The following is a 26,947-nucleotide window of genomic DNA, read 5'->3' on the forward strand; positions in this document are numbered from 1 at the left end:
GAACTGTCTAACCTGTTGAAATATAATAAATAAACTATCTGAAAACTGTCAGGTAAACTGTCAGAACTGTCAGAAAGGGTTTTGACCATGAAGACCGTGAGCATTGAGAAGCTTTTGAACTGGGCTTTCACCCAGGAATTGCCCAAGGTAGGAAGCGGGGATCTGAGCGTCGGCATCGGTCTCAGCAGCGCCTGGGCGATGACGCGGGATTTCGCGGTGCTCGGAACGCTGATCGATCGTTCGCCCAATATCTATGGCGTTGTGCCGGATTTCCTCGAATATGCCGAGCCGCATCCGGATGCGCTGGCGGTCGGGGCGGCCGTACGGGCGCTGGCGGACATGTCCTTCTCGATCCCGGACGGGTGGCATCCATTCCCGGAATGGCCGGACGAGCATGGTCTGATCGCCGCAGAGGTCGCCCGCGTTGTCGAGGAACAGCGCTTGAAGGGTGACCGGCTGTCCGGTCGTTACGTCGTGGCACTCGTCACCGGCTCCGCCATCCTCGGCTTCGGCCCGGACTGGCGGGCCGATAAGCCGCGCGTGAGGGAAGTCGAGCGCGCCGGAAAACCGGCATGGTTCGTCAGCCGCAAGAGCCGCGATGCATTCGGGCGCGTCTATGAATACGAAACGGACGGGTTTGATCGTCGCAAGCAAAGGCCGGTCAAGGGCGCCTATCGCAAGTATGTGCTGTCCGATCCGATCCGCGGTGCGATCCTGTCGCGGCTGGAGTGGGAACTCTGGCAGGACGCGCTTGCATACCTCGCAGGATCGCTTGCAGGCCGCCTCGAAGGCCACGCGATTGCGTCATTCATTCCCGACCGTCATCCGTGGAGACGGCGGGTGCGTTCTGAAAATTCCTCGCAAGATGTTGATCTGGCTGGATAAGTTTTTCAGGAAACGGTCTTGAGATGCGGCAGTTGGTTGACATAGTATAAGCACACTGAAAAAGGTAGGAAAAACCCGCTAGGCCATCGCCCGGCGGGTTTTGCTTTTCCGGGCCTGATGTCGAGCCGATGGAGGCTGTCATGAACCCCGCCGCTGTAATGGCGGCATTCTCGAAAGGTGCATGCGGTGTCTGACGTCAGGTTCGATGCGTCCGAGATCGAGCAGCTGGGCAGGGCGATTGCCAATCTGCCGGGCGAGATCAAGGGCAAGGCCATGGCGCGGGCGATGAGCCGCATGCGCGACATGGCTCGCACCCGGATCGTCAGGCGAAGCGCCGAGCGTGTCGACATGACGCCCGGCAAGATCCGGCAATTGACGACCGCGTATTTCAACGCGGGCAGCGCGACGATCGAAGTCGTCGAGAAATCGGGATGGATACCGCTCTATCAGTTGGGCGCACGCCAGACGAGATCGGGTGTATCGGTCAGGCTTCGAGGGTCTTATCGCTCCGCATTCATCGCTGAGATGAAGTCGGGTCACCGCGGCGTAATGAAGCGGGAGGGCAAGGGCAGGCTCCCGATCCGTGAACTGTTCGGCCCGAACCCGGCGCACGACGTCACCAACAACCCGGAAGTGTTCCTCAAGGTGCTGGCGGAACTGATCGAGGACCATCTGGCGCCTCGCATCCTCCACGAACTCGACCGCCTCCTCCCCCGATAGGGCTGGTCTGCCGTCGAGGGCCGGGCACCACACCCCCCTGGGTCAAGGGACCGTATAAAGTTTCCCCCCGCAGCGGGCCGGGGCGACCCCGAAATCTCGCCAGTCTGACCCTAAATTCGAAGCCTAAACTTCTAAAGAACGGCTAAAGAGCTAAAGAACGCGGTAAAGTCGGAATGGAAGCCTCTGTCACCAAAGGCGAATTCGCGGCGCTGATCGGCGTTTCTCCGGGTCGGGTCAGTCAATACCTGACTGAGGGCAAGATTTCCCAGGCCGCGCTGGTAGGGTCTGGGCGAAACGCGAAGATCCGCGTCGAGCAGGCGAAAGCCGATCTTCGGCTTACGTTGGATGTTTCACAGCGGCTCGGCAATGGTATCGACACGCAGATCGATGCTGGCGGCCAGCCGGTTATCGTTGATGGCAACGCTGCCGGGACCGTCGTCCCGCCGCCGCTCCAGCAGAGCGGCATCGACTATGAGATCAAGCAGCAGAAGCTCGAAGCTGCTCGTCGGGCAAACAGGAACGCAGCCATCAACGAGGCGCGTGAGCGCGGCCAGCTGATGGATACGGATGCTGGGCGTGCCGAGATGACGCGCGTCGCGTCCGCCCTGATGGATGTCTTCGATGGCGGGCTGAGCGACATGGCCACGGCCATTGCAGCCGAATTCCAGCTTCCGCAGCGCGATGTGAAACACATCTTGCGGAAGGAGTTCCGGAAGCTGCGGGAGACCGCGGCGAAACAGATGAAGACGAAGGCAGTCAGCGTCCCCGAGTATAGTGAGGTCGTCATCGAGGCCGAGGAGGCCGACCCGGCGGAACTGGCATGAACCAGATCGTCGTGGAAACAGCCAATGCAGAGCGTATCGCCTACGACGTGCTGCATGACGTCCTCAAGCCGGCCGACGATGTCGACTACCTGAAATGGGCCGAAGACAACATCGTCTTCTCGGAACTGGAGAGCCCGGACTATCCGGGGCCATATAACCGGCGGCTGTTCCGTTATTTCGATGAGGTGCTGCGGGCGCTTTCGCCTGACGATCTATGCCGCATCGTGACGCTTGCAAAGTCGGCGCAGATCGGCGGGACGGTCATCGCCAACATCTATACCGGCGGTTCGATGGACATGGACCCTTCGTGGTTCTTGTATGTCCATCCGACGGAGAACAATGCCGAGCGCTGGAGCAAGATGAAGCTCGCGCCGATGCTGAGAAGCACGACGGCGCTCGCAACTCTTTTTCCGAAGAAGAGTCGCGACGGCCTAGACTCTCTGCTCTACAAGGAGCGGGCGGACGGACGTGGAGCCATCCAGATATCCGGTGCCAACTCAGCGGCCTCGCTGAGCCAGGTCACCATGAAGCGGCAGGTTCAGGACGACCTGTCGAAATGGGAGAACAATTCCGGCGGCGATCCGGAAACACAGGCCGACAGCCGTTCCCGTGGCGTCGAAGAGGCGAAGATCTTCAAGATCTCGACGCCGCTGGTCATGCCGGGATGCCGTATCACCTCGAATTTCGAGGCGGGCAGCCAGGAATATCCTTACGTCCCGTGCCCGCACTGCGATCACATGCAGGTGCTGGAATGGGAAAACATGCTGGCCAACCTCAACGAGGAGAAGCCGGAAGACGCCCATTTCACTTGCATCGAGTGCGGTTGCGAGATCCGCGAATATCATCGCCAGGCGATGGTCGATCGGATCGAGTGGCGCGCCCGCAATCCAGCGCAGAAGCGGTTCCACCGCTCATTCTACATCTGGTCGGCATACAGCCCGCTGCAGAGTTGGGAGCGCATCGCCCGCGAGTGGTTGAGCGCAAAAGGCGACCCCGCTTCCGAGCAGACATTCCTGAACGACACGGTCGGCAGGGCGTATGTGACCGCCGGCGAGGCTCCGCCTTGGGAGACACTGCGGGACCGAGGGGCAAATGCGGCTTACGACAGAGGGCGAATTCATCCCGGCGGTCTGATCCTGACGATCGGCATCGACTGTCAGGACGATCGTGTCGAGTGGCAGTGCGTCGCGTGGGGAACCGATTTCCGCCGATGGGTCGTCGATTATGGCGTCATACCCGGTCATATTTCGGAAGCGAAGTGCCAGGAACGGCTCAACGGTCTGATGCTCCAGACATGGGCGAACGCATACGGCCACCGCATAGCTGCCGACATGGTTGCCATCGACGGCAATGCCTATACCGAGGATGTCTGGGAGTGGGCGAGGCGGCATCCTTCGGGACGCCTGATTATGATGCGAGGCGATAACCGGGACTCCGCACCGCTCATCCAGAGGGTGAAGAAGGAGCGAAACCAAAAGACCGGCAAGCTCCTGAAGTACTCGAGGCGCTTCTACAACATCAACGTTTCGGTCCTGAAGATGGCGCTCTATCGCAACGTGGCAAAGACCGACCCGCTGGAGCGTGGTTTCGTTGGTTTCCCGCGGGGCATGGATGATGAGTATTACCGGCAACTGACGGCCGAGCGGCGTGTTCCGAAAAAGCGCAAGGACGGCTTCACGGAATACAAATGGGAGAAGGATCAGGCTCAAGCCAACGAGGGCCTCGACACCATGAACCAGGCCGAAGCTGCTGCGATCAAGTTTGGCGTCAGAAGCCTGCCGGACGTGATCTGGAAAAGGCTTGAGGCCGAGCGTGAAACCCCTGTGCAGGACGCCCAGCTCGACTTCGAGGAAGGGCTCTTCGCGCGAGGCCTGGAGCCGCAGACAGACGAAGATCCGGCCAAGGGTCGGCCCGATCCGACATCGTCGAAAAAGACCGGCTCTTCGTGGGCCGACAAGTGGAAGAAGCGGAAATGACGACAGCGGAGAAGCCTCGGTTTCGCGTCCGGGCGGGCAGCAGTGCGGTTCCCGCACCGCAGGCCGCACCGCGGGTCCGGGCGAGCTATATGCGCGACACGCCGTCGGGCGTGATCGCCTCGCGGCCGGCGTCGCTTCGCGAGCATCGTGACGAAATCCGTCGTGTTTGGTGGCGTGCGGCCGCGCTCGCCATGGACATGCTGCAGAATTCCGGGCGCCTGCGCGGTGCCGCGGACCAGATCATTGCCGACACGGTCGGCGTCGAGCTTCAGCTCAACCCGCGTCCTGATCTTTCGGCCTTCGGCTACGACCAGAAGGAGGCGATCGAGTGGACACGCCTGGTCAAGTCGCGGTTCAAGGTCTGGGCGTGGTCGCCACAGGAATGCGATTTTCGCGCCAAGTTCACGCTTCCGCAACAGACGGATGTCGGCGTCCGGCATTGGCTCGCCTTCGGCGAGAGCGTCGGCATTGTTGAGTATCTTCCGATTTCCCAGCGCCTGCCGGGAACAAAGACCGGGACCAAGTTCCTGCTTCTGTCTCCGCAGAAGCTGGTGCAGGAAACCAACGAGGCAGTCGGTCTCTATCAGGGTATCATGCACGACGCTTATGGACGCCCGACACACTACCGCTTCGAGGAGAGGCGAGACGGGATCACTGTGAAGACCGATTACGCGGCGCGTGATGCCGATGGCCGGCAGCTCGTCATGCATGCCTTCGATCCATTCTCGTCCGATGATGTTCGCGGTCTGTCGCCGTTGGCGACGACGTTCCGGAAATACCTGATGGCGGAGAATACCGAGGACGCCATAGCGGCCGTGCATTTTCTGCAGACGATCTATGCTCCGATCCTGAAAAGCAGCAAGCCGTCGGCAGAGGCCTTCGAGGCCTTGAGCGCGCTGAGCGATAGCAGCTTCGAAGGCGCCCAGGATGTCGCCAACGGTCTCATGGCTTATTACGGTCACAAACTGGAAAAGGCGGCGGAATCTGAGATACGCTACGGCGAAGGCGCCGGAGTTTCCCATCTCGCTCCTGATGAGGATCTTGAATTCAAGACGGTCTCGACGCCGGGTGGGCAGTCCATGCCGTTCATCGCCTCGCTGCATCGCGAGCAGGCCCGGGCGCTCGGCATTTCCTATGGTGGCTACACCATGGACTACACGGCTTCGACCTATGCCTCGACCAACATGGAGAACTCGGCGCTCTGGCCGCTGGCGCAGCGCCGGACCGACCGTATCGCCGCACCGCATGTGCTCGTGCCATACGCTTCGTGGCTCGACGAGGAGATCGGCGAGAAACGCATTCCGTTCAAGGGCGGCTACGAGGTGTTTCTCGCGAACCGTGAGGCGATCCTCTGGGCGCTTTGTCAGGGACCGAGCAAGCCGACGGCGGACGACGAGAAGCGGGCCAAGGCGTCGAGCGAGCGTATCGCAAACGGGACCGGAACACTCGAGCGGGAATGCGGCGAGCTGGGCGACGATCCGGAAGAAGTCTTCGAAAGCCGGTTGATGTGGCATCAGCGCTATGTCGATTCCGGCATGCGGAGCCCGTTCGAGCGCGGCTACGGCTCGAAGTCCTCGACCGAGGCGCAGCAGCAGGGTGCTTCGGCATGACGAACCCGGTCAAGATCGGCGGCGTCACCGTCGACGTCGACGACCCGTGCGCGCTCTATGCCGCGCTCGCCGCCGCAAAGGCCAAGCGTCTGGCCGGCGAGCAGGTCGAGGAAACCGAGATCCGCTCGCCGGTGATGCATCAGCGTCTCAAGGTGGCATCGTCGAGCATGGCGGACATCGACGCCGAACTGGTGCGCCTACAGGCGGCCTGCATGGCGAAGACCAATGGCTGCCGCCCATCGCGGCGGTGGAAATTTCGCTTCTGAGGAGGCCAACATGTCTGTTCTGTTGAACGGTGAACTCGTGCTTTACGGGTTCGTCGGGGAAAACTTCTGGGGCGAAGGTTTCACCTCTTTCGAGGTGCTGGAGGCGCTCACCGAGCTTGGAAGGGAGGCGGACATCACTGTCCGCATCAACTCCGGCGGTGGTTATGTCGATGATGGCATTGCCATCTTCAACGCCCTGAAGGCCCACAAGGGAAAGGTGACCGTCATCGTTGACGCTATGGCCGCGTCCAGCGCCTCCGTCATTGCCATGGCCGGCGACGACAGGATCATGCGCACCGGCGCGATGATGATGATCCACGAGCCATCCTCGTCGATCTGGGGCACGGCTGCCGACATCGAGCAGTTTGCCAAGGTGGTCGAGAAACAGGCCGAAAATCTCGCATCCATCTATGCGGAAGTGACCGGCGACGACATTGCCGACGTCCGCGCCGACATGAAATCCGAACTCTGGCTGAACGCCGATGAGGCTGTCGAGCGCGGTTATGCAACGGCGATCGAGAACAAAAAGGCCCGGGTCGCCGCTGCGCATGACTATAGCATCTATGCCCATGCGCCGGAGCGGTTTGTTGCCCTCTCTGCACGCAAGCTCTGGAACTGCACGCAACTATCGAAATCCGCAGCGGCGATCGCTTCTGCCAAACCCAGCATCGAAAAGGATAAACCTGCGATGACCACACAGCCTGTGGCGGAACCCGTTGCCGCCGATACGAACAAGCTGGTCGCGGACGCCGTTGCGAAGGCGCTCGCGGACAGCAAGGCCCGCCTCAAGGCGATCATGACCAACGATGAAGCCAAGGGCCGCGAGGCCCTGGCGGAACACTTTGCGCATGAAACCGACATGCCGGTTGAGGCCGTCATCGCTGCGCTCAAGGTGGCACCGAAGACGGAAGCGTCTGATCCGGCCCAGCCTTCACCGGCACCCGCCCCTGCGCCTGCCGCCACCTACGAACAGCAGCGCGTTGCTGCGGCCAATCTGGCGATGCCGGGTGGTGGGCCGACCGCGGCCGCCGGTGCTCCGAAGATCAACCGTGACGCCATCTTTGCGGCGCGTCGCAACACTCAGAAGGGGGCATGATCATGCCGACCAGTTTCACTGAAACTCCCCGCGATCTCGCCTTCGTACTGTCGGAGGCAAACGGAATGCTCTCGCGCGAGCCGATCACTGTCGCCTCCGGCTCCGGCATCGTCAAAGCAGGCACGGTGCTCGGCAAGGTCACCGCCAGCGGCAAGTACGCGCCGTCGCCCAATGCCAGCACAGCCGGCAAGGAAGGGGCCGAAACGGCCACCGCGATCGCGGCTTACGAGGTTGATGCGACCTCGGCTGATGTGGCGACCGTCGGCATCACCAACGATGCCGAGGTGAAGAAGCCGATGCTGATCTACGACAGCACGGTCGATGACGACACCAAGAAGGCGGCGAAGCTCACCCAGCTCCGCGCCGTCACGATCAAGGCACGATAAGGAGAACGACCGTGACCTCACAGAATGTCCATACCTCCGACCCGTTCAGCCTTGAAAGCCTGACGGCGGCCGTCAATGCCGTGCCCTACCGGCCCGGCCAGGTCAGCGCTTCCGGCATCTTCGACGAAGACAGCGTGTCGACCACGATGATTTCCATCGAACGCCGCAACGGAAAACTCGGGCTGGTCGAGCCTAGCGCCCGCGGTGGCCCTGGCGAGACGACCGGTGACGAAGATCGAAACAAGGTGCCCGTCATCGTTCCGCACTATCAGCGCGACGACAGCATTCTTGCCGACGAGGTTCAGAATGTCCGCGAGTTCGGCACCGAGAGTTCGCTGGAAACCGTGGAGGGGCGCGTCAACCGCAAGGCGCAGCGCCATGCGGCGGACCTCACCATGACACTGGAGCATCAGCGGGTCGGTGCTATCAAGGGCATCGTGACGTCGAAATCCGGCGGGGTTCTCGTCAACCTCTACAATACGTTCGGTATCGCCGTGCCGGCAGATGTCTCGCTTGAACTGGACGTAGACACAACGCTGGTTACGAGCCTTTGGCAGGATGTCATTTACTCGATCGAAGATTCCCTCGACGAACCCTACGGCGGCATCCACGTATTCACTGGTCGCAGCTTCCACAAGGCGTTGTGGCAGCACAAGTCGGTGCGCGATACCTTCCTTTACAACAACGGTGCTTCCGTGCTGAGGCAGGATGTTCCCGATGTCTTCGAGTGGGGCGGGGCCACATGGGAACGCTACAAGACCGGCGCCAAGGCGACGGCGGATATCGGGTCCCCGTATATCGCCGCGAACGAAGCTCGCGTTACGATCAAAGGCGTGCCGGACCTGTTCATCACCCGCTTCGCGCCTGCGGACTACAATGAAACGGTCAATACGCCTGGACTGCCCTTCTACAGCCGCGCTCCGGAAAAATCCAACAAGAAGGGCTATGACCTTGAAGTGCAGATGAACGCAATCTCCATCTGCACTCGTCCTGAAGTCCTGCGCAAGCTGACACTCACCTGACGCTCGTCGTCACAATTAACTTAGGAGGCCGGTTCTCCCGGCCTCCTGTTTTCAAGCGCCGTCGTCGTGATGGCGCTCGACAACAGGAGAGATACTTCCATGAGCAAGATCACCATTGCATTCCCGCAGGGTGGCATCATCCCCGGCGAGGTTCTCGGCAAGTCTGAGGACGTGCATATCGAGGCGCTGGCGCCGATCACGGTTCCCGAGCGTTACGGCCGTCACCTGATCGCAGACCGGTTCGCTATCGAGGTCGCTGCTCCGGAGAAGCCGAAGAAGAAGGCCAAGGCTCCAGCCGGTGAAAACGCTGATGCTGTCGATCAGGCATCGCTGCTTGGCACCATCTTGCAGGAAGATGACATCGACGGCAGTGACGCTGACGAAGCCGAAGGCGCGGATGGTGATGATGATGCCGAAGCGTCGTCGGCGGCGGCGCAGGCCTGACCGATGGTCGACTGGGCATCGGCTCGGGCGATGCTCGAGGATAAGGTGGCAGGCGTGTTCGACGTCACGCCCTGCCAGCTTGTCGGTTACAGAACGGGGCAATCGGTCAATCACGGGATACAGGTCGACGACAGCCGGCCGGCATTCGATTTTCTCGGGACCATCGACCTCCAGCCTCCCGCTGACCGGCTCACCCGCCATCCACCCGGCGATCCCGGCACGCCGGGCGCGACAGTCTCCTATGCGGCGGTATTGACGGCGCATGTGGGCGAATGGCCGTGGCGGCCGCGAAACGGTGACCGGGTCGTCAGCGGGGGTCGCACATGGCGGATCGAGGCCTCGGAGCGGGATGGTTCGTCGAGGCCCGCCTGGTATCTCTCGGAGGTGAAACATGCTGGCGGCTGAGGCTGTGCGGCTCGTCGCCATGGAGATCCTGCTGCCAACATCGGCCCAGACCAGTGGCGGACCCTATCCGACACTGGCCGGGGCGCGGGTGTTCGACAGCCGGGCGCCGTCGATCTCCGATATCGACGAGGAGGCGGAATACACGCCCATCCTCTCGCTCTATACGCCGGAAAGCGGCGTCGCCCTTCGCGGTCCCATGACGGATGCCGGTGATACCGGGGCTGACGCCGTGCTCGACGTGGTGGCGGAACTCTGCATCGTTGCTCGCGATGGCGATGGCCCCGCCTTTGCCGACGCCATGGCCGATGGCGATCCATCGGCTCGTCTGGTTCTGGCGGCACTGGCGTCGCGGGTCCGCTACCTGCTCGAATTCAGCCATGCCGGAGTGGCCTGGAGGCGGCTTGTGCGGCAGGTGACCCGGGTGGAAAACAAGACGTTCGCCGTCCCGGAATACGGGCTTCGCTGGCACCGGATGACGACGCGGTTTCACCTGTCGATCCGTGACGACGATTTCGATGTGGCGACCGGCGGCCTGCCGGAGCCGATCCGTACCGTCTGCGATGCCCTGCCTGAGGGCAGTTATGCCAAGGCCCAGTTGCAGGCGCTCGGCGCGCACTTCGCCGGGGAGCCGCCGACCGCGCTTGCCGGCATGGACTTTACCGCCCGGATTGCGGGCGGAACCGAAATCGACGGCGTGGTGGGCACGCCGAAACCCTGAGGCCCACATCACCGGAGGCATCCATGACAGTGCTCTATGTGGCGGCTCCCGGCCGCACGATTCCGAACGGCTGGCCGGAAGACGGCCGACCGATCGATCCGCTTTCCCAGTTTCATCGCCGGATGGTCAAGGACGGCGATCTCGTCGTGAAGCCGGAAGGCTCGAAGAAGAAGGACGACGCCGATGGCAAGTAATATTCCGAGCGGTATCATCGCCCCGCTGCTGGCGTTCGACGTCGAAAGCGGCGGCCAGTTTTCTTCCGAAAATCGCGCGATCCTGCTCGGCCATGGCCTCGATGCCGGCGCGCTCGCCGTCTCCGGCATCGCGCTTTGCGGCAGTGTCGAGGAGGCACGCTACCTCGCCGGCCGAGGCTCGATGCTGGAGGCGATGTTCATCCGCATGCGGCGCAACGCCGCCGCGCAGGAAATCTGGCTCGGCCGTGTCGAAGAGGCGACCACGGCGGAGGCGAGGACCATTACGGTCGGCGTAGTTCCGGCCGCCGGCGGGCAGGGCGTCTTGCAGATCGCCGGCGAAAGCGTGGCGATCAACATCGCGGCCGGAGACAGCGCCAATGCGGTGGCGACCGCGCTTGCCGCCGCGATCAACGCCTATATCAATCCGGTCACCAAGATCTCGCTGCCGTTCACCGCGACGGCGGCGACCAATGTCGTGACGATCACGGCACGGCATAAGGGCACATACGCCTCCGGGATCGACGTCTATATCCCGGTGCTGGACGGCGCCAATGCGTTTTCCGGCATCCTGACATTCGCGGTCTCGATTGCGGGGGCAGGCACGCCCGATGTCTCCGCCGTGCTGGCGGCGATGGGCGACGATCCGTTCGAGGTCGTCGTTTCGGCCTTCGGCGACGATGCGAACGGCACGCGCCTCGACGATTTCCACAGCAACGTGTCGGGTCGTTGGTCCTATCTCCAGCAGCTCTACGGCCATGTCTTCTATCCGAAATCCGGCACCACGGCGACGCTTGCCACCTCGGCGCTGGCCAAGGACAGCTGGCATCTCTCGATGATCCCGGTGTTTTCCAATGGCGGCATGGCGCGACCGGATTACGAATTCGTCGCCGCCGTGGTCGGGCGCATCGCCTCGTTCCTCGATGGCGGCTCGGACGGGCGCGTTTCGGTCAACCAGTCCGGTCTCGTGGTCTCCGACATGATCGCGCCGCGCGATCGCGATTACTGGCCCAACTATGCGACGCGCAACAGCCTGCTGTCGAACAGCGTCTCGACCTGGTCCGTCGACCGCTCCGGCAATGTGGCGATCGGCAAGATCATCACGCAGCAGCAGACGACGAACGGTGTGCCTGACAGCGCGATGCGCGATATCCAGGCCATCTACCAGACCATGTACGCGCTGAAATATTTCCGCGCACAGCTGGCCTACGAGCATTCGAACAAGGCGATCGTCGACGACAATCCCGGCAACCTGCCGAGCCTCGTCACGCCGAAGGACATCCGGGCGACGATGGTCAACGCCATGGTCGAACTGTCGCTGCGCGGCGTGGTCGAGGCCTCGTCCGAAGTGCTGGACGCCATCACAGTGACCCGCAATGCGGACAATCCGAACAGGGTGGACATCGGCATCAACATCGACCGGGTCAATCCGCTCGACATTTTCGCAGGCCTCGCCCGCGTCTTCGCACAGGTCTGAGGCGCCGCCGGCGCCTCCTTTTCATTTCACAGGCCTAAACCATCACAGGAGAGCCAGCCATGGCAGGCAAGGATTTTGGCGGGCGTATGAGCGTCCGTCTTTCGAGCGGCGGATTTCTGTCGCTGCGCGGCACGTTTTCCGTCATGCGCGGACGGCAGAGCAACGAGGCGATCACCAATCAGGACGGCTCCACCGACCGGATCGGCACGCCGACCTCACCGCGCGCCAATGTCGTGTTCGCGGATAATGGTATCGACCTCGATGCGCTGATGACCGCGCCACGGCAGAATATCGTCGTGACCGAGGAATTCACCGGGGTGACGCATCATTATATCTCGGCGTTTTTCACCGGAGACTCCGACAACAACCGCCTCAACGGCGAGGTGAGCGGCCTCACCATCAACTCCGAAGACTATCGCCGGACGGGTGGCTGACCATGGCCGAGCATATCGTCAAACTGTCCCGGCGCTACGAGCCGCCGGCTGGTCAGCCGTTCGACAGTGTCGTGCTCCGTGAGCCGACCTATGTCGACACCTACATGGATGGTCTCGGCATCCCGGAGGAGTGGCAGCCGAACGGACAGGGCGGCGGGATGCTCATCACCTATCCGACGACCATCGATGCCTATCTCCAGCGGCTGGTGAAGGTCGGGTCTCCCGGCTACGAGAACCTTGCTCTCATCTCATCGCTGGACGGCAAGAAGCTTGCCGACAAGGTGCTCGGTTTTTTCCGCGAGGCGGCGGCCACGACGTCGCCGCCGACCACCTCGTCTTCCGGTTCGGATGGGACGCAACCCGCGTCCAGCGAATGACGCTTTCCGAAATCGCCTGGTGGGCCAATCGCGCCGTACAGTACCGTAGGAGGTGACCATGAACCGCGTCATCACGGCGGCTCTGCAGATCTCCGCGATCGACAAGACGGGGAGGGTGTTCAAGAACATCGCCGACAAGATGGGCGATGTGAACAGACGGGCCGGGGAGTTCAACCGCCGTCAGGGTATGCTGGCGCGCGGAACGGCTGATATGTACGCCATGGTGGCGCGTTATGCTGCGCCCGCCGCGCTGGCCTATGGCGCAAAGGCTGCAGTCACCGATTTTGCCGCGCTGGAACGGCAGATGACCCGCATCGGCATCACGGCCGATGCGACAAGCGAACAGACGTCCAGGGCCTTCGCTGAGGCGCTGAAGGTCTCCAAGGATTTGAACTATGACAGCGTGGCCCCTGCCATCGAGGCGCTGGACACGCTGGTTTCCTCCGGCAAGTCGCTAGAGGAAGCGATGGCGTTCCTGCCTTCGGTGCTGGCCACGGCGCAGGCGTCCGGGGCAGCGACGGCCGATATTGCCAATACGGGCCTGAAGGCTGCCGACGCGCTCGAGATCGAGACGTCGCAGTTGCAGCGCGCCTTCGACATCATGGTCATGGGCGGCAAGGCGGGCCAGTTCGAACTCAAGGACATGGCGCAATATATTCCGGGCTTGGCGAACAGCTTCGCGACGCTCGGTTATCAGGGAGAGGACGGGCTGAAACGGCTGGTCGCCATCCTGCAGACGATCCGCGAGGATACCGGCGACGCATCCAGTGCGGCGACGCAGGCGCAGAACATTTTCGGCAAGATGTTCTCCGAGGAAACGGCCAACAAGTTCAAGAAGTTCGGCGTCGATCTCCGCAGCGAAATGCAGGCGGCGGCGAAGTCCGGCGAGGACGCGGTTTCCGCCTTCGTGCGTCTTTCGAAAGAGGCGATCAAGGGCGATCTGTCGAAGCTCCCCTTGCTGTTCTCCGACCAGGAATTTCGCCTCGGCATGCAGTCGCTGATTACCAGCGAGGACAGCCTGCGGAAATTCCTCGAGCTGATGAACTCGGCCGAGGTCGACGGCGCGGTGTGGCGCGATGTCAACCGCGTGATGTCGGATACGCAGGCATCGATCGACCGCATGTCGAACAGTTGGGATCGGCTGTGGACGAACTTCGGCAAGGCCGCCGCGCCGACGGCCATCGGTCTGATGGACAGCGTGTCGAGCAATCTCGACTACCATGCCTCCGTCAATGCGGGGCTGGAAAAGCGTGGCATGGACTGGTGGGACCGGACCCGGTGGGGTCTGACCAGCACCGACGACGAAAAGATGCAGGCGGCTATCGAGGGCGGCTACAGCGACCGGAAGGCCATCGCGGACTATCGCCGGCGGCAGTATGAGAGCGGCAAGGTCAAGGCCTCGACGGGGCGTCCCGGATCACGGGATGGAAGGCGGATCAACCAGCCTGCAAGCAGGGAAAAAGGGAAGCGGCGGAATGGCTCATCCATACCAGACCGCGCTCCGATCCCGTCTCCGCGCCCGCTGCCAGAGACAAACGTCGGGAACTATCCGTCGCAAGGATCTTACAATTACGTTCCAGACGATGGCGGACGGGCTGCAGCCATGGACGAATTCATCAACGGTCCTGATCGATTGATGCAAGGTTTCATGGACGCCACGAGCGAGGCGTCCATGAAAATCGTAGACAGCGGCAAAGAGGCTGGTCAGAAAGTTGCAGAAGGCGGACAGGAGGGAGCCGGCTTCTTCAGCGCCGCCGCCGACGCAATACGTGCTGCCGGAATGGATGCGGCGCGAGCGATCCAGCAGGCTGTTGAGCAGGCGAAACGGAACGCTGGATCATCTCGGGCTGGCGCATCAGTTGGCAAATTGGTCAACGCCGATACCGGCCCAAGCATGCCGCCGCAGAAGCCGGGCGGCGGCCCTTGGTAATTATTTCAGGATCATTCGCTTTGGTTACCGGGCCTCATCTCCGTCTCCCGCAGGTAGATCAATCGCCTGAGATGTTGCTCAATCTCAAGAAAAATGGCGAGTAAACCGCAGACGACCGATGCGACGACTAGGCCGATAAAGGCTCCGATCACGCCTGTCACCAGCCTCCCTGCAGGATCTGGCGTCATGAAGAAGCCGATGCCAAAACCGGCAGCGACAATAAGAAGTGCCAGCAAGCTGTTAAGCGCGTCCAGCGCTCCGATCAGTGTACGATTCATGACTACCCCCTTTGGTTGCGGGGCAGTGAAGCAAATCCACAGCCCATTGTCGAGGACCTGAAATATGCGTGACTGGGCAAAAACCCTCAGGCGGGCGAGCTATCGCGGTGTGCCGTTCTGGGTCGACATGGACGACCATTCCGGCGGCAAGCGTTTGGCCCGGCATGAATATGCCGGCGGACGCACGACCTATCTGGAGGAGATGGGGCTGGCGACGCCCGCCTATGACGTCACGGCCTATCTGCTCGGCGACCTGAGCGACGCGCAGGCGAGGGCTCTGGAGGTTGCGTGCAACGCCGCCGGTCCGGGGCGGCTGGTGTTGCCGATGGATGGCGGGCAACTGGCTTATGTCGAGGGCTTCCGGCGCAGCCGGTTCAAGGACCAGCGGGGCTATATCGCCTTCACCTTCACGGCGATCCCCGCCGGCAATACGCCTGGCGCCATTCTCGGCGTGGGCGACGTGACGGCCGCGGTGCTCGACAACCTCACGGCTGCCGGCGGCGCATTCGGCGGATGGTTCTGATGGCGGCGGATCGACAGGACATTTGCGACTGGCTCTCGGCGCTGGCCTCGATGCTGGTGACGGACACGCTGGACGCGGCCGACGTCGCCGACAGGCTGGCAGCCGCGCCGGAACTCGATGCGGAGGCCTTTGGGCTGGAGACGATCTCGCTGATGCGGATCGTGGCGGAGAGCGTGACGACGCCGGCCGGGTTCGATGCGATCAAGGCCACGGATTTCGACGCAACCGATACGGCCGATGCTGCGGCGATCCTGCTCGCCGTCGGCCTCTGCATCGCGGGGCCGCGCGCCGGCTGGATTTCCCGGCCGCAGGCACGCGCCGCGCGCGAGCGGATCGGGACGGCCGGAACGGCGGCGCTGGCTCTGGTTTCCGCCCTTGGAGCGGTCGCGGTCGATCTCTATGTCTGGCTGTCGCGGCTGGTCGATGTCTCGGTGCGGCTGGTCTCCGACCAGGCGGCGGATGCCGTGCCGGTGGTGCGGGTCGAGACCGGGATTTCGCTGCCGGCGACGGTGCTCGCCTATCAGCTCTATGGCAATGCCAACAGGGCGGAGAGCCTGGTGGAGATTGCCGGGGCCTCGACGCCGATGCTGATGCCTGTCGCCTTCGACGCGCTGCAATCGTGATGTCCTCGCGCTGTCGGCCGATGGCCTTCGCTCCGGACTGGGCGCGCAACGATTTTCCGTTTGCGCGACTGCGTCGTCGCGGTCGGCGACGGCCTTGCGGCCTGTATGGGCACGATGCGGAAGAGCGGTTTCAGTGAGAGAATTATCCTATGGCCCGCTGGAGACTGTCGTGGTTTCCGGCCTGCCGCCGGTCAAATCCATCGACATTACCGTGTCGGCGGAGGAGGCGGCGCGGTCGGCGAGTGGCGAATTCGTCATTACCGGATCGGGTGTGCCGGTGTTTCCCGGTCTGGAGACCAGGGTCACTGCGTCCGGCGACCTGATGTTGACGGGTTATGTCCGGGACGTCTCGACGGGTTATAGCGAGGCCGACCGGACGCTGTCCTGTTCGATGGTTTCGCGCACCGTCGATTACGTGGAGTGCTCGGCGGAGCATGAGAGCGGCGAAATCCTCAACAAGGATCTCGCGGCCATTGCCACGGAACTGGACAGCTACGGAATCGGGATCGAGACCGATGGCGCCAAACTGCCGATCGAAGCCGTTCACCGGATTTCCGTCGGCGAGAGCGCATTTGCCTCAATCGAGCGCCGTGCGCGGGGGCGAGGTCTGCTGATCCATGACACGCCAGAGGGGCGGCTGAAGCTGGCGTCGAAACCGGCCGGCAGCCATCGCGGCACATTGCGGCGCGGGGTGAATATTTTGCCGGGGGCGAGCGCCAGCTTTACCGAGCGGGGGCGCTATTCCGAGACCCGTATTCGCGGGCAGGCGACGGAGGGTACGGATAAGCAGCAGCTCAGGCCGCAGGAGACGGCAACCGATAGCGGCGTGACGCGCAAGCGGGTGCTGATCCTGCCACATGAGGGCGAGGCGACCATCGACCGCATGCGCCAGCGGGCGGTCTGGCAGGCGCGCCGGGCTGCCGGCGAGAGCGTGACGGCCTCCATTCCGGTGACCGGCTGGCGCGACGCAGCCGGGCAGATCTGGCAGCCGAATTTTCTGGTGCAGGTCGAGGACGACTGGCTGGGCATCAGCGGACTGATGATTATCAAGAGCATCGTTTTTCACCAGGGCGAGATGACCATGGCGACGCTGTCGCTGGCCGATCCACGGGCGCTCGGCGGGGACAATCCGCGCGGGCAATCGGCGGACGGCTATGCGGCGCCCGGCGTCACCGACGCGGAGTATGCAGACGAATGATGCGGTTCGATTTCGACGGGCGTGTGGAGGAAAAGGGCGGGCAGCAGTTCGTCTCCGGCCGGGGCGTTTTCGGCCATGGCTATACCCGTGTCTACCGACCGGAGCCGCATGGGTCTGCCTCCAGCCCGGTCAAGGGCGGCAAGGGCATTCTCTTTCCCATGCCGGGCAATCCGGATTTCGCGGTGGTTCTCGGTGGCGAACATCCGGGTCTGCGCCCCGTCCTGCCGGCTGGCGGGAGGGCGATCTATGACGCGAACGGGAACATCATCAGCCTGGTCGGGACCAAGGTTCGCTATGTCGCGCCACTTCACGAGTTCGTCGGAAATTTTACCATCGACGGCAGTATCTCCATGACCGGCGGCATTTCGGCGGGCGGATCGATCGTCGATGGCGACGGCAATAACGGGGCGTGACCATGATCCGCATCATTCCGGTCGACGAGGACGAGGAGCCCTATCGCGCGCCCGATCTCAGCTGGGACGGATATGTAGGCGACCTGATCCTGAACGGGCTCGACCACGCCTCGGCTCCGGGGGATTTCCGCGCCGAACAGGGGCTGGCGACGCAGGTGCTGATCCTGCTGCAGACGGATCGCCGGGTCGAGGACAGCGAGCTGCGCGACGGCGAGGAAAACCGGGGCTGGATCGGCGACAGTTTCGACGCAATGGACGGCGAGGGGCTGCTCGGTTCGCGCCTCTGGCTGCTGCGCCGCAGGGCGATCTACGACGGTATCGAAACCGATATTGAGGACTATGTGCGCGAGGCGCTGGAACCTCTGATCGAGCAGGGGGCGGCGGCCTCGATGGATGTCACTGTGGCCGCCGACCGGCCGGCGAACCGGATCGACTATGCGGTGACGCTCTACGGGCGCGACGGCGAGCGCATCTATGACGGAAAATTCGAACTACTCTGGAGGCAGGTCAATGGCGTGGTCCATCCGCTCGCTCGATGATGCTTCGGCGGCGATCCGGGGCGCGTTCCGCCGCTGGCTGCCCGGCAGCGATACGGCGCTGAAGAATAACTTCGTGACGGTCGTCACGAAGGTCCTGGCCGGCATTTCGCATGAATTCGAACTGCGCATGGGCTATCTGGCGCGGCAGATGTTCATGTCGACGTCGACGGGAAAGTTCCTCGAACTGCATTGTTCCGATGTCGGGATCTACAAAAAGAAGGCCGCCGCGGCCGTTGGGCTTGCGATCGGAACGGCTGCAGCGAGCACCGCCTATCCGGAGGGTATCCGCTTCGTCTCCGGCAATGTCACCTATATCTCAACCGCCGCTGCGACCTCGGGCGCGGATGGTAGCCTGACGCTACCGGTCAAGGCGGAAACCAAGGGGTCGCACACCAACCGCGATGGCGGCGGCCTTCTGTCGCTGGCCGATCCCGGCCTTTATCCGGATCTTTCGACGACATTCGAGGTCGATGCGGATGGGCTCGGCGGCGGTGCGGATGTCGAGACCGAAGACTCCCTCAAGGAGCGAGGCCTGCAGCGCAAGCGCAATCCGCCCGGCGCCGGCACGCTCGGCGACTACGAGCGCGAGGTGCGGGCCGTCTCCGGGGTCAGGCAGGCATGGGCCTTTCGCGGGCAAAATCCGGGCGATGTTTTCGTCTATTTCCTGTTCGACGGTCGCCCCGGATATATTCCCGAGGCCTCGGATGTCACGGTCGCGCAGGCGGCGCTCGATGCCAAACGCCTGATCCGTTCCGACGCCAGCGAGGTGGTGGCGCCGACCGCGCATCCCATCGACGTGACGATTACCGGGCTTTCCGCCGATAGCGCGGAGATCCGTGCGGCGATCGAGGCGGCGATTGCCGATGTCTACCTGACGAAATGCCGGCCGGGCATTGCGGGCAATACGTTTACCCTGTCGCGGAGCTGGATCGGCGAGGCGATTTCCGGGGTGACCGGCGAGGAGCGCCACGTGCTGGTTGCGCCTGCCGCCGATATTGTCTTGACCAGCGGGCAATTCCCGACGCCCGGCACCTACAGCTATCCGGGTTGATCCATGCGCAGCACCTATGAGCACACGCGGACGAGCATCGGCTCGGACGACGGCGAGAGCGTTCTCGTCGTCGCGCCGTCCGACGCGCTGACCGCGCCGGAAAACGACGACCTGATCGGGGCGGCGCTGTCCTTCTGGCCGCAGGGGGCGGCCTGGGGGACGCCAGACGGTCAGGCGATGTCCTTATCCTCCGTGCTGGCGCGGTTCACCCGCGTGCTGATCGACCCGTTCGCCTGGCTCTATGCGCGGGCATGGAGGCTGGCGCGGGAATCGACCGTCGCCGGCGTCGACGAATTATTGCCGGAGTGGGAGGCGGACTACGGCCTGCCGGACAATTGCGTGACCGGCGAGACCAGCCGCGCCGAGCGGCTTCGTGCGCTGGAGGCGAAAGTCCGGGCCGTCGCCGTCTCGACGCCGGGCGATTTCATCGCCCTTGCCGCGCGCTACGGATTCTCGATCACGATCACGGAGCCGGTGATTTTCGAGTGCGGCTTTTCCGAATGCGGCGGCGAGCACGAGACAGGCGCGCCGGAGGAGGAGTGCTACTGGCTCGTGCATATCGCCGATCTCGCGATCGACTATTTCGAATGCGGCTTTTCCGAATGCGGGCATGACCCGCTGTTCGACCTCGGCGACGCCGAGCGCCTGATGTGCATCCTGCGGCGGCTCGCCCCGGCCTGGACCATCCCCATCCTTGCAGACGATTGACCTCACACCGAAAACACGAGGACACCATGAAATACCAGGCACCATACGGGTCGTCCGATCCGGATGCGGACTATGTCGACCGCAATTCGACGACCGCTACAAGCGGTTCGAAAATCCCCGCAGGCTTTCCGAACTGGACGCAGAGGGAAATCGTCGATGTCATCGAGAAGGCGGGATTTACGCCTGACGACGTGTTGCAGCTTGCGGCGGCCATCCAGTCCGGCGGGCTGAATTATGCGGTTGCCGGCGGGACGGCCAATGCGTTGACGGTCGCTCTGTCATCGGTTCCGGAGGCGCTGCCTGATGGCATGATTATTTCCGTGTTGATCGCGACGGCCAATACGGGTCCCGCGACGATCAATGTCAATGGGCTCGGGGCCGACGATATCGTCAACACCAATGGCGGCGCGCTGCTCGCTGGCGATATGCCGGCCGGGAATGTGGTGCAACTCATCCGGCGTAACGGCGAATGGCGGATCAACGGCAATTCGCGTGGACGCCTGCTCAATACGCAGGTTTTCAAGGTGGCGGGTGCCTACACCTACACGCCAACGCCGGGAACGCAGTATGTCGAGGTCGAGGTTCAGGGCGGTGGCGGCGCTGGTGGCGGGACGCCTGCTACGGGCGCAAATCAGCTCTCAATCGCGGGCGGTGGCGGTAGCGGCGCGTGGGCACAAAAACTAATTACATCGGGATTTTCCGGTGTGACAGTGACGGTCGGCGCCGGTGGCGCCGGCGTTTCCGGTGGTGCCGGTGGCGCCGGTGGCGCTTCCAGTTTCGGTGCGTTGGTCAGCGCCAACGGTGGCAGTGGTGGCAACGTCAACGGTCCATTCGGCAACACAACAAATGCCAACGTTCCTGGCGGGGCCGCAGGAGCGGTTGGCGCGTCTGGCGATATTAACGCATCTGGAATGGCAGGAGTTGGCGTCTTGATGGTCAGTGGGACTGGCACTCAGGCAATCGGTGCTGCTTCTCGTTTCTCTGGAGGTCCGGGCGCAGGAGGTGCCGGGAACAGTAGCCCAGCAAATACGGCCGCGCAGACAGGTTCTCCCGGTCAGCCTGGTATCGTCATCGTGCGAGAGTATGCGTGATGGCTTTTGTTTTTCCGGAGGACCACGGCGCGATCGGAGATGGCGTCGCAGACGACACGTCGGCGGTTCAAAGTGCGCTCAATGCTGGCATTGTCAGTCCGACACCTTGGGCAAGATACCGCATTTCCGAAAGTCTCGTTATTCCAGACGGCGGCGGCATTGTCGGCATTGGACGCACGGCGCGATTTATCATGGGCGCCTCTGGGTTCAATCATGCGAGCGAGCTTCTGGACACTCGTTTCGACGCCAATGCGGTAGGTATAATTGTCAAGGGCCAACTGGCTGGCGCTTATACACCGCATCAAGGCTGCATTCTCAAGGACTTCATTCTTGAAAGTGAAGTTCTGGATGGCCGTGTGCTAAAGGGGATCGCTGTCCTGAATGCCCTCATGCCGGTTATTCAGGGCGTCGAGATCTTTGGCCTGCCGGTATCTTCGGGCATCTGCCTAAACTCGGTGATCGACGGCGTTGTTGAGCACAATTACATCCACGACTGTACCACCAACGTTTCCGGTTTCGCGTTGCCGCAGATCACAGGCATCGAGGTCGACAACGACCTTATCAATGGAGTTTTGTCGTCAAATATAAATATAAACTTCAACAAGATCAAGAACCTGACTGTTGGACAGGTGACGCTTTCCGAGAAGGGCTACCAGACGGACGGAATTAATATTGCAAGAGAAGGAACCATATCGCACAAGGTTATTGGAAATTATATTGAGAACGTTGGCGAGGGTATAGATAGTTTTGGCGATGGCATAGATATCTCCCACAACACCATCAAGAACGCCTACGTCTTTGGGATCAAGATCATCCATGGTGGTCGTCGGTCTATCGTTTCGGTTAACAACATCGATGGTGCTGGACTTGCCGGCATCACAGTCGCGGGCTCCACGTCCGCTGAAGACCAGACGGAACGAAATCTCATCTGTCAAAATATTATCGAGAGGATCAACTTCAACGGCGCATGGAATGCCAACGATACCGCTGGCATAAAGACCGAGGACAATGGAGGAACGACAAAGCTGGCGTGCCAAAACTTCATCGCCCACAATCAGATCAACTGCGGTGGGGCTGGAAAGTACGGGATATTTGCCGGCGGCGGTGGGGCATTGGACCTGATCCGTGACAATCGGGTTATGAATGCTACCGTGGCCGAGACGTTCGGCGATTTCGCGGACATACGTTCTGCCGACAAGGCGGTTGTCCGCGTTGCGTTCAACGCTTCATCGGCCGCTCAAAATATAGCGTGTTCGCTCGGCGGCGCACCGTCACTCGATGTCCAAGAAGAGTGGGTTGGAAATGTTTATACAGCCAAGGCGCACCGCCTGTTGCTTGTCAGCGCCCAAGTGAGGACTGCGCTATCTCCAGGCTATGAGTTGCGGTGCTTTATCCGCAAGAACGGATCTTCGGTCGCGTTGGGTAGCACGACATCATCAGGTGGGGCGCAGATAGCGCGCGTGCAAGATGTTATCTCTGTGACGCCTGGGGACACCATCAGCTTCGCATGGCTCCACACTGACCCGGTGGCCCGTTCCACCTCGGCAGACAGCAGTATGTCTTTCATGTCGATTGCAGAGGTCGGGTAATTGGTGTCCGCCGCCGAAATAGCCTGGAGTTAACTTCCATTACAGGCTTCTCCACCATATGATGCAGGAGAAGCCCACCAACGAGCCCGGAGAACACCAGCAGGGATACCCATCCCACCTGAGCGGTTAATCCCCATTCGGGCCCGAAAGGCGCCTCCACGCCGCTGGTAAAACGTCTGACGGCTTGGAATATCCCGAGATGGATAATGTAGATCGAATAGGAGGCGTTCCCTACGAGCACTAGGGCCTTTGGCAGGCGGCGTGTTCGGCGCTTCTCCATCTCGACGAGCCCCCATACAATAAGGAACGACGGAACTCCGAAAGCCAGCACCTTGGCATAGGCGGAAGATAATATACCAAGGTTCATATTAGTGATGGTCCCGGATGCGATGAAAATGGCAACTCCAGTGGCCAGCATTGCCACCGGCATCCGGATGGAAAATCTCTTAGCTAGAAGCGCGACGGCGCAGCCAAAGATGAATTCTAGGTTCAGCGGGCTCATGGCATAGTAGGCTAACCATGAACCGGAGCCAAATCCGAATTCTGATGCCGCAACGATTAATCCGACCCATAATCCGAGCACGGCTGGCATCATGGTCCGCGGCATGGCGATGATAATGCAGAAAACGGCATAGAACAGCATCTCATGGACAAGTGTCCAACTCACCGGCACAACCCGATTGAACGTGAGGTCTTGTGGAATGAGCAGCAGGGACTTGATGTGGGCTCCCATAGTCATGTCATCGCCAAGATATTGCAGGCCCACGCCATAATATACGGCCAAGCTGAGTATGGCATACACGACCCAGAAGACGGGATAGATCCGAAGTGCGCGCTTGGCAAAGAACGTCGGAATGCTTGACGGGCGGCCGATCCTCTCAAATGTCACCCAAGTGATGATAAAGCCGCTGATGACAAAGAACAGGTCTACCCCCGAAAAACCAAACATGAATACATGTAGCAGCCTGTAATCGCTTTCCGGCCAGAATTTTGCTTCGGTCATCGCTCCGTGGAAGAGGAGAACCATCAGACATGCAACTCCGCGAAGACATTGGATCGTCTCTAGGTTGTTGTTCATGCGCTCCTCCCATGTGGTGGTACTAATTTTCTCATACACGTATTTGTCGATGGCGCAACACTCGCAGCCTGCGCATTGAAACTAAAAGGACATCCCCATGAAAACGACACTGGATATCCAGCGTCGGCTGGCGGAGCTCGGTTACGATCCGGGTCCGGCGGACGGCATTCGCGGGCGGCAGACCATTGCCGCCGTCAAGAGGTTTCAATCGGCGAGCCATCTTGCCGTCGACGGGATCGTCGGGCCTGCGACGCTCAAGGCGATGTTCGGTGGCGCGACCGTCCCCCCCTCCGAGAGCCCGGACGCCTGTCCCTGGCTGGATCAGGCGTGGCGGATGAAGGGGCTGCACGAGCGGCGCGACAATGCGGCGCTGCGCGAATTCCTGAAAAGCGACGGCGGCACGGTCGGCGACCCGGCGAAGGTGCCGTGGTGCGGGGATTTCGTGCAGACCTGCATCGCGCTCACCCTGCCGGACGAGGTTTTGCCGAACAACCCCTATGCGGCGATCAACTGGATGACATTCGGGCGCGAATGCACGCCGCAGCGCGGGGCGGCGCTGGTCTTCTGGCGTGGCTCTCCCGATGGATGGCAGGGGCATATCGGCTATTACGTCGGCGAGGACGCCACACATTACCACGTGCTCGGCGGAAACCAGAGCGACAGCATCACGGTCAGCCGGATCGCCAAGACGAGGCTCCGCAAGGGCGGTAGCCGCTGGCCGCTGACCGCGCTCGCCGTCAACGGAGGGGCCGTGATCGCCGACGGTTCGGCGCTCACCGAGACGACGAACGAGGCCTGAGGAGGGCGACATGACCGTCTGGATTCGCATCGGCCTCTACATGGTCGCCGGCTGGCTTTACGGCTCCGGCTATATCGGCGAGGAAGTCAAAAGCCTCATCACCACGGACCCCGCCGTCGTCTCCTCCATCGAGGCCGGCATTTCGGCGCTGGTCGCATCCGTTCCCGTTGCCTGGTGGCAATGGGCACGCAGGACCGGCAAGCCGACCTGATACCACCCTCCCGCTGAAGGAAACTCATCATGACCGCAACGACAGAGGCCGTGCTTTGCCCGGCAGGGCAGTGGACCGCCGTTTCGACCGGCAAGGCGAAGGTCCTGCTTTCGCTGCGCAGCTCCGGCGCGATCTATCTCAAGACAGGCGCGGCGTTGCCGACCGTTGCGCCGACGACGGACGACAGCGTCAGCGCCGGTTTCGACTTCCTGACGATCACGGCCGACCGGCCGGCATCGTTCACATTTTCGGATACGACGACCAATATCTACGCCTATCCCCGCGGCGACAGCGCCATGACCCTCGAGACCGTGACGGAGTAGCGCCATGCCGGTGATTACATTCGGTGGGCCGGGACCGGCGTTCGGGCTTGGCGGGATGGCGTTGGGGGTGGGGGCGACAATCGTCTTGTCCTCCGGGGCGATCGACGAAGACGCCGCTCCCGGAACGGCGATCGGGGCGCTGTCCATCGCCGGCGGAGGCGTCGGGCCGTGGACCTACAGCCTCGCCGACGATGCCGGCGGGATGTTTGCGCTCGCCGGCGACGATCTGGTCGTCGGGCTGACGGCGCTCGACCACGAGACCATGCCCGCGCCCACAGTGGTGGTCAGCGCCACGGATGGCTCGACGTTCCTGTTCGGAGCGTTTTCGATCGACGTGCGTCGCCCTCTCCCGGCGCTGCCGCTTGCGGCCGGCGCGAAGGTCGTTGGTCTCGGGCATTCCTTCATCCAGCGCGGCGGGTGGGGGATCACCGCCGGCGGCAAGCCACGCGACCTTGCGACCAGCAATCTGCGCGCCGCGCTGCCGTGGATCAGGCTGCGGGACAATCGCTTCAACCTCGACATGTGGCACGATACCACCCACGATCTCGGCGGCGGCGATAACTACGTCAACGGTGCGTTCCAGGGGGTGGGTGGCGACCACATTATCGCAGAGGGCAGCGCGCCAGGTGTGATCGAGCGCTTGCCCTACGTCGTGTCGCTCGGGCCCGACATCGTCTATCTCGACATCGGCACCAACGACATTTCGTCGGCGCCCGGCGCGTCGGTCGCGCTGGTCACGGCGCGCCTGGACCGGCTGCTGACCATGCTGCGCAGCGAGGGCATCTGGACCGTGATCCAGACCGTCACGGACCGGGGGTCATGGCCGGAGGGCTCGGAAAAGGCGCTGATCGTGGCCGGCGTCAACGACTGGATCAAGGCGCAGGCGACGCGCGACGGCGTCAACGTCTGCGACCTGACGGCGGCCGGTTTCAACTATCCGACGTTCGACGCCACCTTGTTCGGCGGCGATGTGCTCCATCCTAACCCGATCGGCGGCGCGGCCATTGCCGAGGTGTTGCTGCCCGTCTTGCAGGACATGGTTTCTGCTGGAGACCACATGGACCTGTCCGCCGAGGCGACGCATCTCTCCGCCTCCAACCTGTGGTCCGATTCCGTCTTTGCGGCGTCGGCCACATCGACCGGGACCGGAACCAGCGGCCAGCGCGTCAGCACCATGGGGCTGGCCCGCCAGAGCGGCGACAGCACGGCCGTCCTCTCGATCGAGGCAGCAGCCGACCACAACAAGCAGGTGATTACATTCACGCCCAGCGGCACATTGACAGGCAATCGATATGAGGAGTGGCGTTACCGCAAAACAGGCTCGGCGCTCACGCTGGCCACTCTCGGTATCGTGCCTGGAACCGACTGGCTGGAGGCCGGCATCTATGTCGAGTTGTCTCCCTGGGTGGGCTGGCTGTCCGTTTCGTGGCAATTCGAATTCTACAACAGCTCCAATTCGCAAGCCTACATCGCTCGCGGCGGCCTCTCCAACCCTGACAGGTCGACCCAGGACCTGCCATTCGCCTCCGAGGGTTTTGCGGGTTGGCTCACCGTTCCGTCGTTTCTGATCCCCGGCGATGTCGACGCCCTTAACTGGCAGGTGCAATCGCGCCCTGTCGTGATCGAGCTCAACCGGCGCGTGGCGGGGACGGGGACGATCAAACTGTCCCGGCCGTTCCTGCGCAAGCGGGGCGATCCAAGACCGGCGTGGAACCTCGGCTGACGGTTGGCGCCTCGCATTGCGCGTGACGTACGTTCCTGA

At 62.3% G+C, this 26,947-nt stretch carries 32 protein-coding genes; 30 read left to right on the forward strand and 2 right to left on the reverse strand.

Going from position 1 to position 26,947, the window contains the following annotated elements; all coding sequences use genetic code 11:
• Window positions 1-87 precede the first annotated feature (87 nt).
• The 17 genes from J5N58_RS06900 (at window position 88) to J5N58_RS06980 (ending at window position 14,761) form a co-directional block, all read left to right on the forward strand.
• Entirely contained in the window at window positions 88-885 is a 798-nt protein-coding gene (locus J5N58_RS06900; RefSeq protein ID WP_244710238.1) for a hypothetical protein, read from the forward strand.
• A 186-nt stretch (window positions 886-1,071) separates the two neighbouring features.
• On the forward strand, window positions 1,072-1,605 hold the full coding sequence (locus tag J5N58_RS06905; RefSeq protein WP_244710240.1) for a phage tail protein: 534 nt from the start codon (window positions 1,072-1,074) through the stop codon (window positions 1,603-1,605).
• Between the two features lie 173 nt (window positions 1,606-1,778).
• Window positions 1,779-2,429 carry a hypothetical protein gene (locus J5N58_RS06910; RefSeq protein ID WP_244710242.1) on the forward strand — a complete coding sequence of 217 codons (651 nt, stop codon included), beginning with the start codon at window positions 1,779-1,781 and terminating at the stop codon, window positions 2,427-2,429.
• A complete protein-coding gene (locus J5N58_RS06915) occupies window positions 2,426-4,405 on the forward strand; it encodes a phage terminase large subunit family protein (protein WP_113450972.1) in 1,980 nt (659 codons plus the stop codon). Before J5N58_RS06910 ends, J5N58_RS06915 begins: the two co-directional genes overlap by 4 nt.
• Window positions 4,402-6,015, forward strand: coding sequence for a phage portal protein (locus tag J5N58_RS06920; RefSeq protein WP_244710244.1), 1,614 nt, complete (start codon window positions 4,402-4,404; stop codon window positions 6,013-6,015). Before J5N58_RS06915 ends, J5N58_RS06920 begins: the two co-directional genes overlap by 4 nt.
• Window positions 6,012-6,281: a hypothetical protein gene (locus J5N58_RS06925; protein ID WP_113437855.1), complete on the forward strand. Its 270-nt coding sequence runs from the start codon at window positions 6,012-6,014 to the stop codon at window positions 6,279-6,281. Before J5N58_RS06920 ends, J5N58_RS06925 begins: the two co-directional genes overlap by 4 nt.
• Window positions 6,282-6,291: 10 nt before the next feature.
• Window positions 6,292-7,377 (forward strand): head maturation protease, ClpP-related, encoded by a 1,086-nt coding sequence (locus tag J5N58_RS06930; protein ID WP_244710246.1) that lies wholly within the window; start codon window positions 6,292-6,294, stop codon window positions 7,375-7,377.
• A gap of 2 nt (window positions 7,378-7,379) precedes the next feature.
• Window positions 7,380-7,763: a head decoration protein gene (locus J5N58_RS06935; protein WP_244710249.1), complete on the forward strand. Its 384-nt coding sequence runs from the start codon at window positions 7,380-7,382 to the stop codon at window positions 7,761-7,763.
• 11 nt (window positions 7,764-7,774) lie between these two features.
• Entirely contained in the window at window positions 7,775-8,785 is a 1,011-nt protein-coding gene (locus J5N58_RS06940) for a major capsid protein (protein WP_244710251.1), read from the forward strand.
• Window positions 8,786-8,884: 99 nt separating this feature from the next.
• The gene (locus J5N58_RS06945) at window positions 8,885-9,229 is read left to right on the forward strand and encodes a hypothetical protein (protein WP_244710253.1); all 345 of its coding nucleotides are present in this window, start codon (window positions 8,885-8,887) and stop codon (window positions 9,227-9,229) included.
• Between the two features lie 3 nt (window positions 9,230-9,232).
• Complete coding sequence (locus tag J5N58_RS06950) at window positions 9,233-9,634, forward strand: hypothetical protein (RefSeq protein ID WP_244710255.1); 402 nt, start codon at window positions 9,233-9,235, stop codon at window positions 9,632-9,634.
• The gene (locus J5N58_RS06955; protein ID WP_244710257.1) at window positions 9,621-10,352 is read left to right on the forward strand and encodes a hypothetical protein; all 732 of its coding nucleotides are present in this window, start codon (window positions 9,621-9,623) and stop codon (window positions 10,350-10,352) included. Before J5N58_RS06950 ends, J5N58_RS06955 begins: the two co-directional genes overlap by 14 nt.
• A 23-nt stretch (window positions 10,353-10,375) precedes the next feature.
• The gene (locus J5N58_RS06960) at window positions 10,376-10,546 is read left to right on the forward strand and encodes a hypothetical protein (protein WP_162760626.1); all 171 of its coding nucleotides are present in this window, start codon (window positions 10,376-10,378) and stop codon (window positions 10,544-10,546) included.
• Window positions 10,536-12,020, forward strand: a complete 1,485-nt coding sequence (locus J5N58_RS06965; RefSeq protein ID WP_244710260.1) for a phage tail sheath subtilisin-like domain-containing protein — start codon at window positions 10,536-10,538, stop codon at window positions 12,018-12,020. The genes J5N58_RS06960 and J5N58_RS06965 overlap by 11 nt, the downstream gene beginning before the upstream one ends.
• A gap of 59 nt (window positions 12,021-12,079) precedes the next feature.
• Entirely contained in the window at window positions 12,080-12,454 is a 375-nt protein-coding gene (locus J5N58_RS06970) for a hypothetical protein (RefSeq protein ID WP_244710262.1), read from the forward strand.
• A gap of 2 nt (window positions 12,455-12,456) precedes the next feature.
• Window positions 12,457-12,831: a hypothetical protein gene (locus tag J5N58_RS06975; RefSeq protein ID WP_244710265.1), complete on the forward strand. Its 375-nt coding sequence runs from the start codon at window positions 12,457-12,459 to the stop codon at window positions 12,829-12,831.
• Window positions 12,832-12,889: 58 nt separating this feature from the next.
• Entirely contained in the window at window positions 12,890-14,761 is a 1,872-nt protein-coding gene (locus tag J5N58_RS06980; RefSeq protein ID WP_244710267.1) for a phage tail tape measure protein, read from the forward strand.
• An 11-nt stretch (window positions 14,762-14,772) separates the two neighbouring features.
• On the opposite strand, the gene J5N58_RS06985 is transcribed toward J5N58_RS06980, so the two are convergent.
• Complete coding sequence (locus tag J5N58_RS06985) at window positions 14,773-15,039, reverse strand: hypothetical protein (protein WP_244710269.1); 267 nt, start codon at window positions 15,037-15,039, stop codon at window positions 14,773-14,775.
• Between the two features lie 64 nt (window positions 15,040-15,103).
• On the opposite strand from J5N58_RS06985, the gene J5N58_RS06990 reads away from it, so the two are divergent.
• From J5N58_RS06990 to J5N58_RS07030, 9 genes are all read left to right on the forward strand, one after another.
• Window positions 15,104-15,562, forward strand: a complete 459-nt coding sequence (locus J5N58_RS06990) for a DNA circularization N-terminal domain-containing protein (RefSeq protein ID WP_244710271.1) — start codon at window positions 15,104-15,106, stop codon at window positions 15,560-15,562.
• Entirely contained in the window at window positions 15,562-16,185 is a 624-nt protein-coding gene (locus tag J5N58_RS06995) for a hypothetical protein (protein ID WP_244710273.1), read from the forward strand. The genes J5N58_RS06990 and J5N58_RS06995 overlap by 1 nt, the downstream gene beginning before the upstream one ends.
• 133 nt (window positions 16,186-16,318) lie before the next feature.
• Window positions 16,319-17,383 (forward strand): phage baseplate assembly protein, encoded by a 1,065-nt coding sequence (locus J5N58_RS07000; protein WP_244710275.1) that lies wholly within the window; start codon window positions 16,319-16,321, stop codon window positions 17,381-17,383.
• The gene (locus J5N58_RS07005; protein WP_244710277.1) at window positions 17,380-17,796 is read left to right on the forward strand and encodes a phage baseplate assembly protein domain-containing protein; all 417 of its coding nucleotides are present in this window, start codon (window positions 17,380-17,382) and stop codon (window positions 17,794-17,796) included. Before J5N58_RS07000 ends, J5N58_RS07005 begins: the two co-directional genes overlap by 4 nt.
• A 2-nt stretch (window positions 17,797-17,798) precedes the next feature.
• Complete coding sequence (locus J5N58_RS07010; protein ID WP_244710280.1) at window positions 17,799-18,335, forward strand: phage GP46 family protein; 537 nt, start codon at window positions 17,799-17,801, stop codon at window positions 18,333-18,335.
• The gene (locus tag J5N58_RS07015) at window positions 18,307-19,386 is read left to right on the forward strand and encodes a baseplate J/gp47 family protein (protein WP_244710281.1); all 1,080 of its coding nucleotides are present in this window, start codon (window positions 18,307-18,309) and stop codon (window positions 19,384-19,386) included. The genes J5N58_RS07010 and J5N58_RS07015 overlap by 29 nt, the downstream gene beginning before the upstream one ends.
• A 3-nt stretch (window positions 19,387-19,389) precedes the next feature.
• Window positions 19,390-20,094 carry a putative phage tail protein gene (locus J5N58_RS07020; RefSeq protein ID WP_244710283.1) on the forward strand — a complete coding sequence of 235 codons (705 nt, stop codon included), beginning with the start codon at window positions 19,390-19,392 and terminating at the stop codon, window positions 20,092-20,094.
• Between the two features lie 26 nt (window positions 20,095-20,120).
• Complete coding sequence (locus J5N58_RS07025) at window positions 20,121-21,185, forward strand: glycine-rich domain-containing protein (protein WP_244710285.1); 1,065 nt, start codon at window positions 20,121-20,123, stop codon at window positions 21,183-21,185.
• Window positions 21,182-22,774, forward strand: coding sequence for a right-handed parallel beta-helix repeat-containing protein (locus J5N58_RS07030; RefSeq protein ID WP_244710287.1), 1,593 nt, complete (start codon window positions 21,182-21,184; stop codon window positions 22,772-22,774). The genes J5N58_RS07025 and J5N58_RS07030 overlap by 4 nt, the downstream gene beginning before the upstream one ends.
• On the opposite strand, the gene J5N58_RS07035 is transcribed toward J5N58_RS07030, so the two are convergent.
• On the reverse strand, window positions 22,749-23,852 hold the full coding sequence (locus tag J5N58_RS07035; RefSeq protein WP_244710289.1) for an acyltransferase family protein: 1,104 nt from the start codon (window positions 23,850-23,852) through the stop codon (window positions 22,749-22,751). The genes J5N58_RS07030 and J5N58_RS07035 overlap by 26 nt on opposite strands.
• Window positions 23,853-23,949: 97 nt before the next feature.
• On the opposite strand from J5N58_RS07035, the gene J5N58_RS07040 reads away from it, so the two are divergent.
• The 4 genes from J5N58_RS07040 to J5N58_RS07055 are packed head-to-tail and all read left to right on the forward strand — an operon-like array spanning window position 23,950 to window position 26,908.
• Window positions 23,950-24,651: an NlpC/P60 family protein gene (locus tag J5N58_RS07040; protein ID WP_244710291.1), complete on the forward strand. Its 702-nt coding sequence runs from the start codon at window positions 23,950-23,952 to the stop codon at window positions 24,649-24,651.
• 10 nt (window positions 24,652-24,661) lie between these two features.
• Window positions 24,662-24,862: a Pam3-gp28 family putative phage holin gene (locus tag J5N58_RS07045; protein ID WP_113450950.1), complete on the forward strand. Its 201-nt coding sequence runs from the start codon at window positions 24,662-24,664 to the stop codon at window positions 24,860-24,862.
• 29 nt (window positions 24,863-24,891) lie between these two features.
• Window positions 24,892-25,185, forward strand: a complete 294-nt coding sequence (locus J5N58_RS07050) for a hypothetical protein (RefSeq protein ID WP_113437882.1) — start codon at window positions 24,892-24,894, stop codon at window positions 25,183-25,185.
• A 4-nt stretch (window positions 25,186-25,189) separates the two neighbouring features.
• Window positions 25,190-26,908, forward strand: coding sequence for a GDSL-type esterase/lipase family protein (locus tag J5N58_RS07055; protein ID WP_244710293.1), 1,719 nt, complete (start codon window positions 25,190-25,192; stop codon window positions 26,906-26,908).
• Window positions 26,909-26,947 lie beyond the last annotated feature (39 nt).

This window comes from Paenirhizobium cremeum (assembly GCF_022884085.1).
Lineage (GTDB): Bacteria > Pseudomonadota > Alphaproteobacteria > Rhizobiales > Rhizobiaceae > Allorhizobium > Allorhizobium cremeum.